General features: G+C 36.9%; 14 protein-coding genes and 1 pseudogene. 10 read left to right on the forward strand and 5 right to left on the reverse strand.

The genetic code is table 11. The features are described from left to right. The first annotated feature begins 60 nt into the window (after window positions 1–60). The gene (gene creD, locus LEP1GSC199_RS03500; RefSeq protein WP_002977287.1) at window positions 61–1,389 is read left to right on the forward strand and encodes a cell envelope integrity protein CreD; all 1,329 of its coding nucleotides are present in this window, start codon (window positions 61–63) and stop codon (window positions 1,387–1,389) included. 134 nt (window positions 1,390–1,523) lie between these two features. Here creD and LEP1GSC199_RS03505 read toward each other — a convergent pair whose 3' ends face one another. Genes LEP1GSC199_RS03505 through lsa14 form a run of 3 tightly spaced genes read right to left on the reverse strand, consistent with a single transcriptional unit; the run spans window position 1,524 to window position 2,579 of the window. Beyond that, a complete protein-coding gene (locus LEP1GSC199_RS03505; RefSeq protein ID WP_002976901.1) occupies window positions 1,524–1,856 on the reverse strand; it encodes a TRL domain-containing protein in 333 nt (110 codons plus the stop codon). A gap of 2 nt (window positions 1,857–1,858) precedes the next feature. Then, window positions 1,859–2,176: a TRL-like family protein gene (locus LEP1GSC199_RS03510; RefSeq protein WP_002976979.1), complete on the reverse strand. Its 318-nt coding sequence runs from the start codon at window positions 2,174–2,176 to the stop codon at window positions 1,859–1,861. 13 nt (window positions 2,177–2,189) lie between these two features. Next, entirely contained in the window at window positions 2,190–2,579 is a 390-nt protein-coding gene (gene lsa14 / locus LEP1GSC199_RS03515; protein WP_002976819.1) for an adhesin Lsa14, read from the reverse strand. 490 nt (window positions 2,580–3,069) lie between these two features. On the opposite strand from lsa14, the gene LEP1GSC199_RS03520 reads away from it, so the two are divergent. Both LEP1GSC199_RS03520 and omp85 read left to right on the forward strand, forming a co-directional pair. After that, window positions 3,070–4,623: a methyl-accepting chemotaxis protein gene (locus LEP1GSC199_RS03520; protein ID WP_002977255.1), complete on the forward strand. Its 1,554-nt coding sequence runs from the start codon at window positions 3,070–3,072 to the stop codon at window positions 4,621–4,623. Window positions 4,624–4,768: 145 nt separating this feature from the next. Further along, window positions 4,769–6,292, forward strand: coding sequence for an Omp85 family outer membrane protein (gene omp85 / locus LEP1GSC199_RS03525; protein ID WP_002977047.1), 1,524 nt, complete (start codon window positions 4,769–4,771; stop codon window positions 6,290–6,292). A 29-nt stretch (window positions 6,293–6,321) separates the two neighbouring features. Here omp85 and LEP1GSC199_RS03530 read toward each other — a convergent pair whose 3' ends face one another. Further along, window positions 6,322–7,134 (reverse strand): AraC family transcriptional regulator, encoded by an 813-nt coding sequence (locus LEP1GSC199_RS03530; RefSeq protein WP_002977292.1) that lies wholly within the window; start codon window positions 7,132–7,134, stop codon window positions 6,322–6,324. Window positions 7,135–7,212: 78 nt separating this feature from the next. On the opposite strand from LEP1GSC199_RS03530, the gene LEP1GSC199_RS03535 reads away from it, so the two are divergent. The 3 genes from LEP1GSC199_RS03535 to LEP1GSC199_RS03545 all read left to right on the forward strand — a co-directional run bounded on the left by LEP1GSC199_RS03535 (window position 7,213) and on the right by LEP1GSC199_RS03545 (window position 11,020). Next, window positions 7,213–7,665, forward strand: coding sequence for an SRPBCC family protein (locus LEP1GSC199_RS03535; protein ID WP_002977084.1), 453 nt, complete (start codon window positions 7,213–7,215; stop codon window positions 7,663–7,665). Window positions 7,666–7,726: 61 nt separating this feature from the next. Next, window positions 7,727–8,143: an SRPBCC family protein gene (locus tag LEP1GSC199_RS03540; RefSeq protein ID WP_002976936.1), complete on the forward strand. Its 417-nt coding sequence runs from the start codon at window positions 7,727–7,729 to the stop codon at window positions 8,141–8,143. Window positions 8,144–8,281: 138 nt separating this feature from the next. Continuing rightward, entirely contained in the window at window positions 8,282–11,020 is a 2,739-nt protein-coding gene (locus tag LEP1GSC199_RS03545; protein ID WP_002976838.1) for an ATP-binding protein, read from the forward strand. 39 nt (window positions 11,021–11,059) lie between these two features. Here the strand turns inward: LEP1GSC199_RS03545 and LEP1GSC199_RS03550 are convergent, their stop codons facing one another. Next, window positions 11,060–11,485: a DUF3995 domain-containing protein gene (locus LEP1GSC199_RS03550; RefSeq protein ID WP_002977208.1), complete on the reverse strand. Its 426-nt coding sequence runs from the start codon at window positions 11,483–11,485 to the stop codon at window positions 11,060–11,062. A gap of 377 nt (window positions 11,486–11,862) precedes the next feature. Here LEP1GSC199_RS03550 and LEP1GSC199_RS03555 point away from each other — a divergent pair, with 377 nt between their 5' ends. From LEP1GSC199_RS03555 to LEP1GSC199_RS03570, 4 genes and pseudogenes are all read left to right on the forward strand, one after another. Continuing rightward, the gene (locus tag LEP1GSC199_RS03555; RefSeq protein WP_002977171.1) at window positions 11,863–12,834 is read left to right on the forward strand and encodes a ribonucleotide-diphosphate reductase subunit beta; all 972 of its coding nucleotides are present in this window, start codon (window positions 11,863–11,865) and stop codon (window positions 12,832–12,834) included. A 19-nt stretch (window positions 12,835–12,853) separates the two neighbouring features. Next, window positions 12,854–15,238 (forward strand): ribonucleoside-diphosphate reductase subunit alpha, encoded by a 2,385-nt coding sequence (locus tag LEP1GSC199_RS03560; protein ID WP_002976817.1) that lies wholly within the window; start codon window positions 12,854–12,856, stop codon window positions 15,236–15,238. A 234-nt stretch (window positions 15,239–15,472) separates the two neighbouring features. Next, window positions 15,473–16,885: a beta-propeller fold lactonase family protein gene (locus tag LEP1GSC199_RS03565; RefSeq protein ID WP_002977046.1), complete on the forward strand. Its 1,413-nt coding sequence runs from the start codon at window positions 15,473–15,475 to the stop codon at window positions 16,883–16,885. 241 nt (window positions 16,886–17,126) lie between these two features. Continuing rightward, window positions 17,127–17,636 (forward strand): annotated as a pseudogene (locus LEP1GSC199_RS03570) (transposase); the annotation flags it as partial.

The raw sequence follows: 17,636 nt of genomic DNA on the forward strand, positions 1-17,636 counted from the left end.
CTCACATTCAGAACATAAAAAACTCACGATAAAGATCTATCCTTTAGATAGGAGATTTTTATGAGTAAACTACAAACATCTGTCAACCTTCGCCTCGCTATCCTTGGTGGAATGGTTTTATTATTTATCATCCCTTTGGTGATGATTGGTTCTTTAATCGAGGAAAGAAGTGCCGCAAGAAACGAAGTCGTAATCGAAGTGGGCGAAAAATGGGGGACAGAACAAAAGTTAGTTGGTCCTATTTTGATGGTTCCTTATAATGTAAGAATTCCAAAATCGGGTTCCACAAAGGAAAAGGACAAATGGGACTATATTACCGATTATGCCTATTTTTTACCTGAGGATTTGGATTCTGTCGTGGATATGAAAACAGAACTCCGAAAAAGAAGTATTTATGAAATTCCATTATACACAAGTAAGGTGAAGATGACTGGAAAATTTTCACCAATACAATCCTCTGATTTTCCTATTGATACAACTTATATCTACTGGGATGATGCGAGGTTAATTGTTTCTGTTTCTGATCTGAAGGGACTTGGAGGAGAAATGAAACTTTCTTGGTCCGGGAAGGATAAAAAGTTTTTACCAGGAACTAGGTCTTCCTATTTACCATCAGGGCTGAATGCCCCCGTTTTTATCACAGAAGCCGGCAACTCGATTTCCTTTGAAATCCAAATGGATGTCAAAGGATCCGAAACATTTTCAGTGATTCCCGTTGGAAAAAAATCTAAACTGATGATGAGTTCTGATTGGAAAGATCCTTCCTTTAACGGAAACCTTTTACCAAAAGATCGTTCGATTCATGAGAATGGATTTTCTGCCGTTTGGGAGTCATCTTACTTTGCGAGATCCTATCCCCAAGTAATTCATTCTATGGATGATTCGATTTTAAATTCCATTTTGAATTCTGGGTATGGAGTGAGTTTGGTGATTCCTGTGGATCATTATTTGAAGATGGAAAGGTCTGTAAAGTATGGACTCCTCTTTATTGTGACTAGTTTTGCTTTGTTTTTTTTGATGGAAGTGTTTGGTGGAGTTTTGTTACACCCGATCCAATACATCTTAATCGGATCGGCCATGGTATTGTTTTATATTCTGAACCTATCGTTTTCAGAACACTTTGGATTTTTGCCGGCATACATTTTGTCGAGTTCGGCAGTAACAGGACTTATTGGATACTATGCGATCAGTGTCTTGAAGAACAAAAGAAAAGGACTCATCACTGCTTTGTATTATTTGGGTCTGTATTCTTTTCTTTATGTAATTTTGGCATCCGAAGAACAAGCGTTACTTCTGGGATCTTTGGCCCTCTTTTCCGTTCTTGCAGCCGTGATGCATTTCACTCGCAAAGTGGATTGGTATCAGTTTGGGTTAAAGAAAGAAGGTTAGGAAGGGATTGTAAATTGAAAATGCCAAAATAAAAAATAATTAGAAATAAAAAAGACCTAACAGGAATGAGGTTCTCTGTTAGGTCTTTAACTTACTAGCCGAAGCCAAAGTTAGTTTTTGTAATCAGAAGGAGATTACTCTCCCCAAACTACCACACATTCTTTGTAAAAGAGTCCGAAAAGAATATACAAGGAATCTCTATCAACCAATGCAATTTTTTTGATGCCACCGTTTTTTGCTGCATCTGCAATTGAATGTCCAGCTCCATAAAAGAGATAGTTAGCAGGGAAAAACGAAAAACTGCAGGACTTTCCAGACTTCTCTACCTTAGCAGATGTTAAAGCATTTCCTGTAACATCTGCAGTAACGTGCTGGTCGGTCGATGTGACAAGAACACCAGGAATTGGAGCAGTCAAACAGTTTGTAAAAAATGCCAAACTAATAATTGAAAGTAAAATGTATTTCATGATTATTCTCCAGATACAAGTGTACAGTAGTTACGGAATAAACCGGTCAAAATGGAAAGTGACGAATGGTCGATGGTTGCAATTTTGCTGATTCCGTTTTTGTTAGCAACAGAACCTGCACCCGCATCACCCACGTTAATAAGATATAACAAAGTGAATTGGCATCCTTTTGCTTCTTTAGTCGCCTTCACATTGTTTTCTGGATTAAAAGTTCCAGCAAATTTTGTAGAGGAATAAACAAACCCGTGTGTCGGGCCAACAGCACAATTTGCGAATAAAAATACAGATAGAAGAGAAATAAATACTAATTTCATTTTCATTGGGTTACTCCGATTATGATCCTTTAACAATTGTACATACTCTATGGTATACAAAACCAGCAAGGATACCAAGCTGCTCATAATCTACAAAGGCAACTTTCGTAATGTTTGCAGATTTTTTAGCGGATTCAATAGAAGAATCTCCAAAAGAAATCAAATACAAAATGGCGTGGTTACAACCGCGACCTTCAGACGATGCATCTGCATTGATTCCGATAGGGCCAGGTACATTTGATTTGTGGAATAACAAACCACCTTTATAATATGAACCAATGGTTGCGTATTCCCTAGTAGGGTTTGTGTTTACACTTGGAAAGTACAATGCGTGGAGTGAGCCACCTGTACAGTTTTGCGTAAATAGTATGATTGTGAGTGAGATTGCAAAAAAAATGCTCTTTTTCACATGATCCTCCTGATTAATTTTTACCAAACATATTTGTTCTACAGTTATATGTCAATCGAGTTGAAAGATTTATTGTAAATACTAACAGAGAATTAGTGACCTTGTAGTGAAAAACCAGTATTTTAAATTATATGTTTTTCTATTGGGTAAACCAACCTTATCAATGTCTTGTGAAAGATGAATTATTACATCAATTTGCTTTTTTTTTTAAATGTAAATTTAGATCTCTAAAATGATTCACAATTAATAAACCGACCCTCGTTTGAGGGGGACGGATGGGGCACCTCGATTCTTTCGAAGGGTTCTAATCGGATTCTGTAGATATCGAAGAAAAAATTTGTAATTCTTGGCCATCTGGTTCGTCTCATTTATGTGAACTAAGTTCAAATTTTATTCATGCTTTCGGTGGGTCTGGGGACGTTTCTTGCCAAGTGGCCCCATTCCTAAAGTATGGTACTTAAATCAAACTACGTCATAAAGAAGGTTCTGTTTGTTCGCTAAATTTTTTGCCCCCAATAAGGTGATGACAATTTCCGATGATCTATTCACGGAAGTTATGTTACGAAACAACAAACGTATGTTCTTGTCGTTTCTTTCGATTCTTGCTCTTGCGAACGTGGCAACACTTTCGATCAAAGTGGCTGGAAAAGGTTCGGATTACCTCACTTATCAAAGTATTCTAATCGAATTTCTTTTAGCTACTTCGATACTGATTGTTGGTTTTTTACTTTCTACAAAATTAAAAACCCATTGGTCGTCTAGTTATATTTCCATCACCGGCGTAACTTTATGTTTACTTGTGTTTCAATACGTAATTTACGGAGCCACAGAACTTTCGGCAACGTTTTATATTTCGTTTGTCCTAAGTGTGTTGTGCTTCAATCGAAATGCATCCATATACAATTTTATTCTGATTATAGTTTCTGAAATTGTTTTGTTTTTGTTACGACCAGAACTCATACCTGGTGGTCCGAAAAGTAATATCATCGTAAGGTTTTTGATTTTTGTTTGGGTAGGGATTGGTGCGACAGTTGGGGCAACTGCTACAAGAACTCTTCTTAACTTAGCTGTAGAAAAACAAAAAGAAGCAAAGAAGGCTTTAGACAATATATTGAATGTGGCTAAAACCATTCTTCATACAATTGATGTCATGAAACAGCAGATCAAAAATCAAGATACCATTTCGGATGAATTAAAACAAATTTCTGAACACCAAGCATCCTCTCTTTCGGAAATATCTACTTCCTTAAGAGAGTTATCTTCAAAAGCAGACTCAAATAATAAAATCGCCAAATCCTTGTATAACGAATCAGAAGTATCGATTCAATCTGTAAATGATCTAAAAACAATCAACGAAACTGTCCAAACAGGTACAGGAAGAATTTATAAAAATTTAGATGTGGTTATGGGTTATTCAAATGATACATCAGAACACATCCATCTCTCAATCAATAAGTTCAATATCCTCCAAGAAAAAAGTACAGAAATTTCAGATTTTGTCTCTGTCATCAATGACATAGCTGACAAAGTAAACTTGTTATCTTTAAATGCTGCCATTGAAGCGGCAAGAGCAGGGGAACATGGCCGGGGATTTGCTGTGGTTGCTGAAGAGATTTCAAAGTTAGCAGATGCAACCACAAGGAACTCAAAAGAAATTTCAAAGATCATTCAAGAGAATCTTTCTCTCATTGGTGAGAGTAGTGAACTTATCAACAAGTCCTCTGATCTTATGGGAAAATTGGACACCGCAATTGGAATCATCAAAAATGAAATCACAGGTGTTGGTTCCAAAATTGTGGAAATTGACAAAGCGATTGAGACCATCGACAACCTAAACACCAGGATTTACGAAACCAGTAAAACCATCGAAAACTCTACGAATTTCCAAAAGATCGCAACGGAAGAGTCAACAAAAATCACCGCAAACATTTCGGAATATGCAACCAACATAGTCGAAATTTCCAAACAAATTTCAGAAAGTAGTAAATCCACGGGAGGGATCATTGTTCAGTTGGATTCGATGGCGAAAGGGATGACGAATTAACGATCCATTTGCTAAATTCCTCGCTCTGGAAACCAAACTATGTCGTAAGACTCTATCGTTAGAAAAAGTGAGTGGAAACTCATTTCCTGGTTGACCGATTCTTTTACGTACGTATTGTCCATGGGTTGTGTACGCTCACACGCCTATGAACCGAAATCTTAACCTTGTTCTTTTTTCCTTTGTCGTTTGGTTGATCATTGCCGTTCCGACTTCTCTCTCTGCACAGGAATACGTTCCCAGTGCTGGTTGTGAAAAAGATCCTCCGCCGAAAAATCTTCCCTTTCCTATGGATGAGAGCAAACAACTTTGCAAAAAGGACATAGAGGATAAAAAAGAAAGTTGGTATCCGACAGGTTTGCCGCTGATCAACTCTGATCCCAACGAAGGTATTGGGTATGGGGCTCGTGCTTATATCTACGAGAACGGAAAAAAAACAGACCCGCTTTTTTATTATACACCGTATCGCATGCGTGTGTTTGCTCAATACTTCAATACAAACAAAAATGCCCAATACCACCAAGTAAGTTTGGACATGCCTTTCATTGCAGACACACAATGGAGACTACGAGCTGACTTATTTTTGACCATCACTCCTACTACACTCTACTTTGGTATTGGTGAAGAAAGTATGAAACCTTTATCTTATTTGGATAGAAACCAACAAGATGGAAGGCATATTGTAAACGCAAGTTATATGGATCAGGAAAATAACCTGGCGTATTACCGGCCAGGAACTAGTTCCGATCCCATAAGTTTTGGAGGAAAATCCTATTCAGGATTTCCACAAACTCCAGGTTATGTTGTCACTGATAAAATGTACAACCGTTATGTGATAGAAACTCCAATGGCAACCACAAGTACAGAACGTTCCTTTGTCGGTGGAACAGTCAGGCTTGTGGCGGGTTTGAAATTTTCTAATAATATTGTCAGAACCTATGATGGTAAGTTGGCCCGCGGTGTAGATCCTATCCTCGGTGGTGAACACACGGCAGATGTTCCAAATGCTAAAACAAGACTTACAGAAGATTATGAAAGTAAAAAGATAATAGGGTATAATGGTGGTTATGTGAATGCTCTTCGTGTTGGTCTCGTCTACGACACAAGAGATTTTGAACCCGATCCAAACTCAGGAATTTTTGCGGAAGCAACTTATGAAAAACATACAAAGTCCATTGGGTCAGATTACGATTATCAAAAATACTTTGCTCAAACAAAACTATTTTGGAGTCCGTTCCCAAAGGTATTCGATAAGTTAGTCATCGCCAATCGATTTGGCTTGGGTGTGACAGATGGGGAAGCACCATTTTATGAATATAGAAATATGTGGGGAACAGAAGGTCTTGTTGGGGGACTAGGAGGCCTTCGAACCATTCGAGGTTTCAAACAGGATCGATTTGTGGGTCGTGCTATGGGTTGGGGGAACACAGAAGTTCGTTGGAAATTTGCAGAAGCTAAATTTGGGTCTGAGTTTTTTGCCTTCAACTTAGTTCCTTTTTTCGATTACGGTCGTGTATGGGACGACGAACATAAATTAGGTTGGAAAGGTTATGCGTATTCTCGAGGTATTGGTTTACGTATTGCCTGGAACCAAGCAACCATCATCATGATCGATTATGCAAAATCTAGAGAAGACGAACAACTTTTTGTGAATTTTAGCCACGTATTTTAAAACGTTTAGTTCTTTCCTTCTGATGGTTTTTATTTTGATTCAAATATCGTTTTTAAATATTCCTCGGGGCTTAGTCCAATTGTATTTTTAAAATCCTTTATAAAATGTGCCTGGTCATAATATCCCAGTTCGAGGGCCATCTCTGCATAAGGAATTGTTTTTTCCTTCTCCATTCGTTCTGCTACTTCTTGAATTCGAAATCGTTGGATCACCCATTTGGGACTGACTCCTACATACTCTCGAAACAGTCTTTGTAAACTACGAAGGTTGATAGAAAATAGTTTTGAAATTTGATCCACTGATTGGATAGTTCTATCTTCTTTCATTTTATCGATCATGGTATTGATTAAAGGAATTTTAGGATCACGTTCTGGAAGGATTTTTTCTAACCAAGTTTCAATGATATTGATTCTACTCTCTTCATCTTCTTTCTGAAAGATTGTTTTTTCGAGCGAAAGAATATTTTCTTTTGTAAATTCGGAAATAGGAATCGTTTTGTCTGTGAGGATAGATATATTTTTTTGAAAGAAGGGATAAAAACCCCCAGGCCGGAATTTGATTCCAAACACAGAACCTTTACCTTCCAAAAGAGTAGAAAACCTACCCTTGGTGACTCCAAAAATTTTGGAATTTCCTTTTTCAAAGACAATGTGTACGCTTGGATAAGGAAGAGTTTCTGCAAGATAAGGTTCTTTACCTGTCAAATCCCAACTAACAGTCCAATAGTGTTCAATAAAATAATCTAGTTTTGTATTGGCAAAAAAACGGTTGTGTTCTGTCGTCAAATTGGCTTTGGTTTGGCGTAAAACTCCTCTTGTTGGTATTCCTTTTTCTTTCGCCATACCACTTATTTATAGTTTTGTCGTGTTTTTACAATCCAAAACTTTGAATCTCTGGTAACTTAAATCCAGAGGTTACCAATGAATACGACAAATCAAATGAATCATAATCTAAGTTTAAATCTTACAAAAACCATTCGATCTAATCCAGAACGTGTTTGGGAAATTCTTACAACACCCAAATATATCAAAGAGTATTTATACGGATCCGATGCCATTTCTGAATGGAAGGAGGGATCTTCCCTGGTTTTTCAAGGAGTTTGGGAAGGAACACCATACAATGAAAAAGGAACGATACTTTCCTTCCAACCACCCCATACATTTACGTATTCCTATTTTAGTGCTTTTTTTGCTTTGCCTGACAGACCGGAAAACTATTCCATCATTGAAAACAAGCTAACATTTGCAGACGGACTTGTAACCATCCACTTAACCCAAACTGGATTTACCGCAGAGGACAGACGGGACCATTCTATTGAGAGTTGGAACCAATGTTTGGATATCGTAAAAGGGATTGCAGAGAACTTAAATTAGCATCTAGGTGATACAGAAAATGAATTGCAACTGAAATGGGAAGTAGTTAAATTTTCCCGACATGGACTCCAATCAAATCATTATTCAATCCACGATCAGCGCTGACACTAAAAAAGTATGGGACTACTATACCAATCCTATACACATCATCCATTGGAACTTTGCCTCTGACGATTGGCAATGTCCCTGGGCCAAAAATGATTTGCGAGTCGGAGGTAAATACAGTGCAAGAATGGAAGCCAAGGATGGAAGTTTTGGTTTTGAGTTTGAAGCAATCTATGACAGCATTATAGATCAAAAGTCATTTACCTATACAATGGAAGATGGCAGGAAAGCCTCTGTTGACTTAGAACCTTCGGGTAACAAAACACAGGTGACTGTAAGTTTTGATGCGGAGAAAGAAAATCCGGTGGAGATGCAAAGGGGAGGGTGGCAAGCCATATTGGATAACTTTAAAAAGTATGTGGAAACCAACTGAAAATCCCTATGGACGGCAGTTTGGGGGTCGGAATCGCCGAGGCGATCCAACTTTATATTGAAAAATAAATCCGTTTCTTATCGAAGTAGATTTGGTTTTATAACTTTTTCTAATGTTTTTTCTCGTCTTTAAGATTGTATGTCTGCCTGGAATGCATTGATCAAAAATTTCGTGCGAGAATTTGCCCTCCAGATTTTTGTATTCTTTCTTTATCTCATTGTAGGCAAACTGAGTCTTAACCTTTCCTCCATCGATGGATATAGTACTCCCGTCTGGCCCCCAGCGGGCATTGCTTTGGGATTTGTTTTAATCTTTGGCAATCGTGTTTGGCCGGCACTGTTTTTTGGTGCTTACTTTACCAACACAACCTATCTCCCCACTTCAGAAACATGGATTCAGTTTTTATTTTCCAATCCACAAAATATCACAATCTCTCTTGGGAATTCGACCTCTGCGATATTGGGATCCTATCTTTTAAAAAAGTATTCAAGCCCTAATTTGAATATTTTCCAAGCAAACGAGATCTTAATCTTTTTTATTTTAGCAGGTCCAATTACTGCAATTTTCTCTTCTGTCATCGGAAGTTTGTCTTTGTTTTATTTTAACATTATCTACTTCGAATTTCTTTTTCAAACATGGATTACTTGGTGGATGGGTGATTCTATCGGAATTATCATTTTTACTCCACTGCTTATATTAATCTGGAAATGGTATCGGGGTGAGGAAAAACTTTTAAGATTAATAATTTTTGCTTCTGCAACAATGAGTACTTTTGTTTTTACGTTATCTATTTTTTTCTTAACTAGAAATTGGGAAAAAGAATTTATTCAATATAGAATCAAATCAGATGGGCAAATTACCTCCACTGGAATCGAGAATCGAATACTGGAAAACTTAAGAGTTGTAAAAGGACTTGGTTCGTTTATATCGTTAACTGAAAAATTAAATCGTAGATACTTTGATGCGTTTTCAAAAGGGATTATGGAAGATTCGGATTGTGTAACTGCATTATCTTGGAATCCTTTGATTCGCCATTCATTACGTTCCGTAGCGGAAGCCAAGTTACGAACAGATTACCCCGGTTCGATTGGTATCTCTGTGCAGAAGGATAAAAAATTACAACCTTCACCTAAATATGAAGAGTATGTTTATATTAAATATATTTACCCATATATTGAAAATAAACAAGCAATCGGATTCAATTTACTTTCAGATTCAACGAGGATGGAAGCACTTTTCCGTGCAACAGAAAGACAAGGAATCGATATGACCGGTAAAATTAGCCTTGTACAAAGTTTGGATAACAATTTGGGTTTTTTGGTTTTATATCCTGTCACGAGATGGAACGGAGAATTTGGATTTGCCACAGCTGTGATTCGAATTGCGGCGATTATTGAAAAAGCACTTATCGGAAATGATCAAAATCATTTATGTATAAAAATTGAGGAAGTGAATACTTCATCTAACATAGGTATATTTTCAAAGGAATGTTCCCATGCGGAGGAAAAGATTTTTTCTGATTTTTATTATGAACGTCAAATGACGATTGGCTCGCATATATTAAATATAAAAACAACTGCGACTAAAGAATATTTCCAAATGAATCTAACGAATGCATCCCGTTTTTTGTTAATCATTTCTTCGCTTTTAACAGGACTACTCGGTATATTACTTCTTATCATAATGGGTAAAGAGAAGAGTATTCAGGATATAGTAGAAAAAAGAACTTTTGAACTTGAAAAAGCCAATCGAGTTAAGTCGGAATTTTTGGCTAATATGAGTCACGAAATCCGCACACCTATGAATGGAGTTCTTGGTATGTTAACCTTGTTAGAACAAACCAATATTGATGCTGAACAAAAGGATTACATTGAAAATGCGGAAAAATCCGTGTTATCTCTTTTGACAATCATCAATGACATATTGGATGTTTCTAAATTAGAAAATAAAAAATTAGAAATTGTTCCAAAGCCAACTAATTTAAATAAATTATGTAAAGATGTAACTCAGCTCTTTTTGGCTGATTTAAAGAAAAAGAATTTAGAGCTTCATGTGAATATAACAGGTTTGGATACAAACCTATATGTTTTAGTAGATGAAAACCGCCTTCGCCAAATATTGATTAATCTAATCGCAAATGCACTAAAATTTACAAATGTTGGATCGGTGTATTTTGATGTGAATTTAAGTGACGATCGAAACTATATTGTTTTTACAGTTAAGGACACTGGCATTGGAATTTCAGAAGAAAACATTTCTAAATTATTTAATCGATTTGTTCAGCTGGAAGACTCGCGCACAAAAAAATTCGAAGGTTCTGGCCTCGGTCTCTATATTTCAAAACAACTTATCGGCTTAATGGGTGGTGAAATAAAAGTTCAAAGTATCCTAAATGAAGGTTCTACGTTTCAATTTACCCTTCCATTTCAGGAAACAGACCAAAGGGAAGTTCCTTTAGGTAACATGAATTCAAAGTTAATTGGTAATAATAAAAATTTTCATATCTTAATTGCAGAAGACAATTTATTGAACCAAAAATTTATTTTAAAGATATTTCAAAAAGAAAAAATTAAGGTAAGCGTTGCCTCCAACGGCCTTGAAGTGATTCAGTTATTAGATAAATCATTAATTCATCTGGAAGATCGATTTGATATAATCCTGATGGACATTCAGATGCCTGTGTTAGATGGACTGGAAGCGACAAAACTCATTCGAAAGCGCAATGATTCGTATCGTGATATTCCAATTATTGCAATCACAGCAAATAGTATGGATTCTCAACTGAAGGAATATTTGGAAAATGGAATGAATGGTTATGTAAAAAAGCCTATCATACTTTCAGAACTCCTCTCCACTATCTATCAAAATTTGAGCTAACTAACTTTGTTTTGCAAAAACCTTTGTCTAATGCGCCGGTTATATTCCTCTTTCTACTAAATATGCCAACAGAGAGATGAAAAGGCAGAGAGGAGAATAAAGGATTGTATCCCAATAAGCAAATTCCTTGTTTTTAATCCGTTTAGTGAAACCAACATAGTTAAAATCTCCTATGGCACGAATCCCAAAAATCACGATGGTAAACCAACATCCAATTTGATAAACTTTGGAATCAAATAACAAAGGTACAAAACCTGTGAACGAAAAGTAGAAACCAGAAAGAAAACTGAGAGCCAGTCCAACTAAAAAACTCTCGATCCTTTTAGGATAAAATAGAAAACTCCCATCTTTTTTTCGTGGGAGTGCGGATTCAAATCCCCAAAGAATATTGAGGGACCAAAGAAAATGCAAAATAGCGAGAATGAAAAATATAAAAACCAAAGTTAGTGTGTAAAATTGATACATAAAGGAAATCTTTAGAAATTGGAATCAAAATGAATACTCATTATTTAAAATATATCGTTTGTCATTGTTAGGTTAGAGTTTCAGTCCTCTGGGCATTTTTTGATTTTTCTTTCGTTTTATTCCATTGACAAAATATGTCTCTTTGGATTTGTTTAGATTCTATTCCGGGAGGAATGAGGTGTAACTCCTCAACTGACGGCGCAACCGTAAATTCTTATCCAATCTAGGTAAGAAAAGTCGGATCTTCCCACAGATGAATCGCCCGTAAACGATCATCCGTACCGAAAATTTTTTCAGGGCCCCGGACTATTGCTACCGGGATACCCACACCTTTTCAAAAGTTAAGATGTTGTGTCCCGACTAACGGAGATTTAGTCATGGATTATCAATCAGAAGTATTACTCAAAGAAAACAAGGATCGTTTTGTGATCCTTCCCATAAAGTATCCTAACATCTGGGAAATGTATAAGAAACAACAGGCATCCTTTTGGACAGCGGAAGAAATTGATTTAAGTAGTGATTTGGATGATTGGAATTCACTCACAGACAAAGAACGATTTTTTTTAAGTAATATTTTAGCGTTTTTTGCTGCCAGTGATGGGATTGTGAATGAAAACTTGGCAGTCAATTTCATGAGAGAAGTGCAGCTTCCTGAAGTTAGGTGCTTTTATGGATTCCAAATTATGATGGAAAACATACACTCAGAAACTTATTCTCTTTTGATTGATACCTACATCAAAGATCCAAAGGAAAAAAACAGATTATTTCATTCCATAGAAACAATTCCTGCCGTACAAAAAAAATCCGAATGGGCATTACGTTGGATCGGTGAAGGAAATTTTGCAGAACGTCTACTTGCCTTTGCGGCTGTGGAAGGGATTTTTTTTAGCGGAAGTTTTTGTGCCATATTTTGGATGAAAAAAAGGGGCCTTCTTCCTGGTCTTAGTTTTTCCAATGAACTCATCAGTCGTGACGAAGCCTTACATTGTGAATTTGCTTGTATCCTCTTTAAAATGATCCAAAACAAACCTAGTGCCGAACGTGTGTATGAAATTTTCACTGATGCTGTAAATATCGAGAAAGAATTTATCACCGAATCTTTGTCAGTGGATCTTATCGGTATGAATGCAAAACTGATGCAACAATACATTGAATTTGTCGCTGACCGTTGGCTTATAGAACTTGGTTTTGAGAAACTCTATTATTCCTCCAATCCATTTGATTTTATGGAAATGATTTCTTTACAAGGAAAAACAAACTTCTTTGAGAAACGGGTGGGTGACTACCAGAAGGCTGGTGTTCTCAATTCGGAACAAAGTTTTACTTTTTCTCTCAATGAAGATTTTTAAATTCTAAAAAGGTAATTATATGTTTGTACTCAAAAGAAACGGAAAACAAGAATCGGTTAAGTTTGATAAAGTCACAGCTCGGATTGAAAAATTATCCTATGGCCTCAGTCGTTTGGTAAGTCCTATCGATGTGGCAAAAAAAGTAATCGAAGGCATTTATGACGGGGTGAGCACTTCTGAATTAGATAATTTGGCTTCAGAAATTGCCGCATCACTTACCACCAAACATCCAGACTATGCACTCCTTGCAAGTCGTATTGCTGTGAGTAATCTCCATAAAAATACTACAAAATCTTTTTCAGAAACGATGGAACGTTTGTATTCTTATAACGACTCAAAAACAGGGAAATGGATGCCTCTCATTGCGGAGGATGTTTGGGAGATCGTAAAAAAACATTCTGAATTATTGGATAGTTCGATTATTTACGACAGAGATTTTGGGTTTGATTATTTTGGATTTAGGACTTTAGAAAAATCTTATTTATTGAAGTTGGATGGGAAAATCGTAGAACGCCCGCAACACATGTACATGCGTGTGGCGATAGGAATCCACAAAGATCGCATTGATGAAGTCATCAAAACATACAATTTAATGAGCGAACGTTGGTTTACTCATGCAACTCCCACACTCTTTAATGCAGGCACTCCGAAACCACAAATGAGTAGTTGTTTTCTCTTAACCATGAAAGACGACAGCATTGATGGAATTTACGACACATTAAAACAAACGGCAAAAATTTCGCAAAGTGCTGGTGGAATCGGACTTTCCATTCATAATATTCGGGCCACAGGTTCTTATATTGGTGGAACCAATGGAACCAGTAATGGAATCATTCCCATGTTACGAGTGTTCAATGATACCGCACGTTACGTGGATCAAGGTGGTGGGAAACGGAAAGGTGCCTTTGCCATTTATTTAGAACCATGGCATGCCGATATATTCCCTTTTTTAGATCTAAAGAAAAATCATGGCAAAGAAGAAATGCGAGCTCGTGATTTATTCTACGCACTTTGGATCTCCGACTTATTTATGAAACGAGTGGAAGATGGTGGTGATTGGAGTTTATTTTGTCCCCATGAAGCTCCTGGTCTCTCTGATGTGTATGGCGATGATTTTGTCAAACTGTATGAAAAGTATGAAAGAGAAGGTCTCGCTCGTAACAAAGTCAAAGCCCAAGACCTTTGGTTTGCCATTGTAGAATCGCAGATAGAAACGGGAACTCCGTATTTGTTGTACAAAGATGCGGCCAATAACAAAAGTAATCAGAAAAATTTAGGAACCATCAAAAGTAGTAACCTTTGTACTGAAATTTTAGAATTTACTAGTCCCGACGAAGTGGCCGTTTGTAATTTGGCCTCAGTCGCCTTGCCAAAGTTTGTTTCCAATGGAAAATTTTTATTTGAAACATTGTATGAGATTGTTTACCAGATGACTCTCAATCTAAACCGAATCATTGATGAAAATTATTATCCAGTTCCTGAAGCACAAAATTCAAATTTAAAACACCGTCCCATTGGCATTGGTGTGCAAGGGCTTGCTGATGTTTTTATTCTATTACGAATGCCTTACGAAAGTGATGCCGCAAAACAACTCAACATCGAAATTTTTGAAACCATCTATTTTGCCGCAATGACCGCCAGTAAAGACATTGCAAAAGTTGATGGCCCTTATCCTAGTTTTGTCGGATCTCCTCTATCGAAGGGAATTTTCCAATTTGATTTTTGGAACGTAAAACCTACAGGACGTTGGGACTTCGAAACACTTCGTAAAGAAGTGATCCAATATGGTGCAAGAAATTCTCTCCTTGTGGCTCCCATGCCCACAGCTTCCACCTCACAGATTCTCGGAAACAACGAATGTTTTGAACCTTATACTTCCAATATTTATTCAAGACGAGTTCTGAGTGGAGAATTTATCATTGTCAATAAACATTTGTTAAATGATTTGATTGAACTCGGACTCTGGAATTCTGAAATGAAAAATCAAATCATCGCAGCGGGTGGTAGCATCCAATCCATCGTTTCCATACCTGATTCTATCAAAGAAATATACAAAACAGTTTGGGAAATGAAACAAAGATCGCTCATTGATATGGCACGGGACCGTGGTGCATTTATCTGCCAATCTCAGTCTTTAAACTTATTTGTCGAAAGTCCTACAGTTTCCAAATTATCCTCTATGCATTTTTATGCATGGAAACAAGGTTTAAAAACAGGTATGTATTATCTGCGAACCAAAGCTGCGACTCAAGCCATTCAATTCACCGTGGAAAAATCCCAGGACAAAATTATGAAGGATAACGGAGCTGCTTTGTCGGAGCAAGTTAACCAAGCAAAGCCGGAATCTGAATTTGTCGGAGAATCCTGTTCCATGGAAGACGGATGTTTGGTTTGTGGAAGTTGATCGAACCCACAGATTTGCCATTTTTGTAAAAACTTTGGGCGCCTCGAATTTCATCTAGTAACCCAGTCGTTTTCAGAAACGACCGGGCTTTCCGTTACAATCTCCGCTTCGCTTCGATTTTCACTGCAATCCCTGGCGCTAAAAGGGTTCAAAACAAAGAGTTTTTTACGAACGGTTCTATTTTTTTGGAATGACATTTTACCCAATTCGCTTTACTTATGTTTGTTGGTTTCTATGGAAACATTATTACTAAATCAAATTAGAAGAACAGGTTTCTCACAATTTCTGAGATCCTTGTATTTGATTGGATGTTTGTTTTCCTTTAATGCTTGTCTACTCAATCCTATCGTTCGAGATTTACTTTGTCCCGGAAAGGACCCTTCCTCCCAATCTTTGTTTTATCTCTGGGCCCTACTTGCCAATTCCAATTCTATGGTCGAACTAAGCCAAAGTTGGGCTGGCATCTATAAAGGGGACAGTTTGCAACTCAAAGCACAGTACTATTCGTACGGTTCCAAAACAGATTCTACTTTCCAGTGGTCTAGTAGCAACAATTCTGTGGCTACAGTCGATGCCAATGGTTTGGTCCAGAGTATTGGCAATGGAAAGGTTTGGATCACTGCTACCGCAGCCGATGGGAAGGCCGGTGCAAGCTCTGATATCACTGTATATACGGGTTATGTTTATACGAGTTTGGATATAAATCATTCTGTCGGTCATTTGACTATGGATCAATCTACTGGATTATTGACCTTCAATTCTAGTGTTCAAGTTGGTACTTTTACTCCAACGGGAATTGGCGTAGATCCCGCCGGTAAGTTTTTATTCACAGGTGATTTTGACGGTAGTAGTATTTCCCAATTTCTAATCAATCAGACTACGGGTGCTTTGTCTCTCAATACTCCTGCCACTGCACCCGCTGGGTTAAGCCCACGAAACTTAGTCATTACTCCGGACGGTAAGTATTTGTATTTAGCTTCTGAAGGAACTTCGGCCATTCGGGCTTACGCCATCAATGCCGACGGTACACTTACCTTTCTTGTCTCCTATCCAACTAACATCGGAAGCTCACAAATTCAAATTTCTCGAAATGGGAATTTTATTTTCTATATGGGAACATTGGTAACAGAAATTAGTTCGTATCGGATCAACTATGCAGATGGAAGTTTAACTCAAGCAGGAGTCAGTCCAACATTTTCCAGTGATGGTTCCGGTCATGTATCTACCCATCCGAATGGCGCCTATATATATGTTGGATCTATTCCTGCCGTAACCGTTTTAAGTTTTGATGGAGAAACAGGTAATATGAGTAATATGAGATCTGTTAACCACGCTATGAGTATTAATAGTACGGCCATTCATCCCAGTGGTCTCTTCTATTATTTAATACATATTAATGAAGGCATTATTTCTTGTTATGCGGTTGAACCAAAAACCGGAAATATTACTTACTCATCTAATGTGACAGGTTATATATCAAGTAATTTAAGATTTATGATTATCGATCCTACTGGTAGATTTGCTTATGTTGCAGATATAAATAATTCAAATTTGATACAATTTAGTATCAACCAAACCACCGGTGCACTAACATTTATTGGAAATGTCTCTCCAGGCGGGAATCCATGGAATTTGATTTTTTTGTAATGGATAGTTCGATTATAGGGATTGATCAGAATAGCTTGGATAGGGAATGCCCTTTAAACGAGATTTTCATAAACACCGATTATTTCTTCTTGAGCATTTAAATTAGTCATTTTGTAAAATGGCACAAGAAATCTTATTATTTTGATATTATATGGTAAATCCCTAATATTATATTTTCTGTTATAGGTAGAATCAAATTTTTAACGCAACACCGATAATCTAATGAATAAGGTGTTAATAAATGAATCATTATACAAGAATTAATTTGAAAGAAAGGGAAGTAATTGCTGAGATGCGATTTAAAGAGGAAAGTATTAGAAGTATAGCTAAGATACTGAATCGAAGTCCTTCAAGCATTTCCAGAGAATTATCTAAAGGTTATTCAAGAAATTCTTTCATTAATTATTCAGTATCAAATGCTCAAATCATTTCACAGAAGAATGAAAGTTCCAGAAATTCTGGTAAAATAAAGTTGCAAAAACATCCAAATTTACGAAAATTTATAAAATCTAAATTAGAACTTAAATGGTCACCAGAGCAAATAGAGATGTCTTTAAAAGAAAATCTGCCAAGCGGAATTACAGAATCAGTTTCCCATCAAACTATTTATACTTATATCTATCTTTTACCGAGAGGCGAACTAAAAAAGGAATTGCAAAGCTATCTACGCCGAAAGATGAAACCCTACAAAAAGTCGAAAAATAACTGATAATAGAGGTAAAATACCAGACATGATAAGCATTGAAGAACG

The sequence above is a fragment of the Leptospira vanthielii serovar Holland str. Waz Holland = ATCC 700522 genome (assembly GCF_000332455.1).
Taxonomy (GTDB): domain Bacteria; phylum Spirochaetota; class Leptospiria; order Leptospirales; family Leptospiraceae; genus Leptospira_A; species Leptospira_A vanthielii.

Bases quoted from the DNA above. Each gene is read 5' to 3' on its own strand.
- creD (WP_002977287.1), top strand. From the start codon at position 61: ATGAGTAAACTACAAACATCTGTCAACCTTCGCCTCGCTATCCTTGGT.
- LEP1GSC199_RS03505 (WP_002976901.1), bottom strand. From the start codon at position 1,856: ATGAAATACATTTTACTTTCAATTATTAGTTTGGCATTTTTTACAAAC.
- LEP1GSC199_RS03510 (WP_002976979.1), bottom strand. From the start codon at position 2,176: ATGAAAATGAAATTAGTATTTATTTCTCTTCTATCTGTATTTTTATTC.
- omp85 (WP_002977047.1), top strand. From the start codon at position 4,769: ATGAACCGAAATCTTAACCTTGTTCTTTTTTCCTTTGTCGTTTGGTTG.
- LEP1GSC199_RS03530 (WP_002977292.1), bottom strand. From the start codon at position 7,134: ATGGCGAAAGAAAAAGGAATACCAACAAGAGGAGTTTTACGCCAAACC.
- LEP1GSC199_RS03535 (WP_002977084.1), top strand. From the start codon at position 7,213: ATGAATACGACAAATCAAATGAATCATAATCTAAGTTTAAATCTTACA.
- LEP1GSC199_RS03540 (WP_002976936.1), top strand. From the start codon at position 7,727: ATGGACTCCAATCAAATCATTATTCAATCCACGATCAGCGCTGACACT.
- LEP1GSC199_RS03545 (WP_002976838.1), top strand. From the start codon at position 8,282: ATGTCTGCCTGGAATGCATTGATCAAAAATTTCGTGCGAGAATTTGCC.
- LEP1GSC199_RS03550 (WP_002977208.1), bottom strand. From the start codon at position 11,485: ATGTATCAATTTTACACACTAACTTTGGTTTTTATATTTTTCATTCTC.
- LEP1GSC199_RS03555 (WP_002977171.1), top strand. From the start codon at position 11,863: ATGGATTATCAATCAGAAGTATTACTCAAAGAAAACAAGGATCGTTTT.
- LEP1GSC199_RS03560 (WP_002976817.1), top strand. From the start codon at position 12,854: ATGTTTGTACTCAAAAGAAACGGAAAACAAGAATCGGTTAAGTTTGAT.
- LEP1GSC199_RS03565 (WP_002977046.1), top strand. From the start codon at position 15,473: ATGGAAACATTATTACTAAATCAAATTAGAAGAACAGGTTTCTCACAA.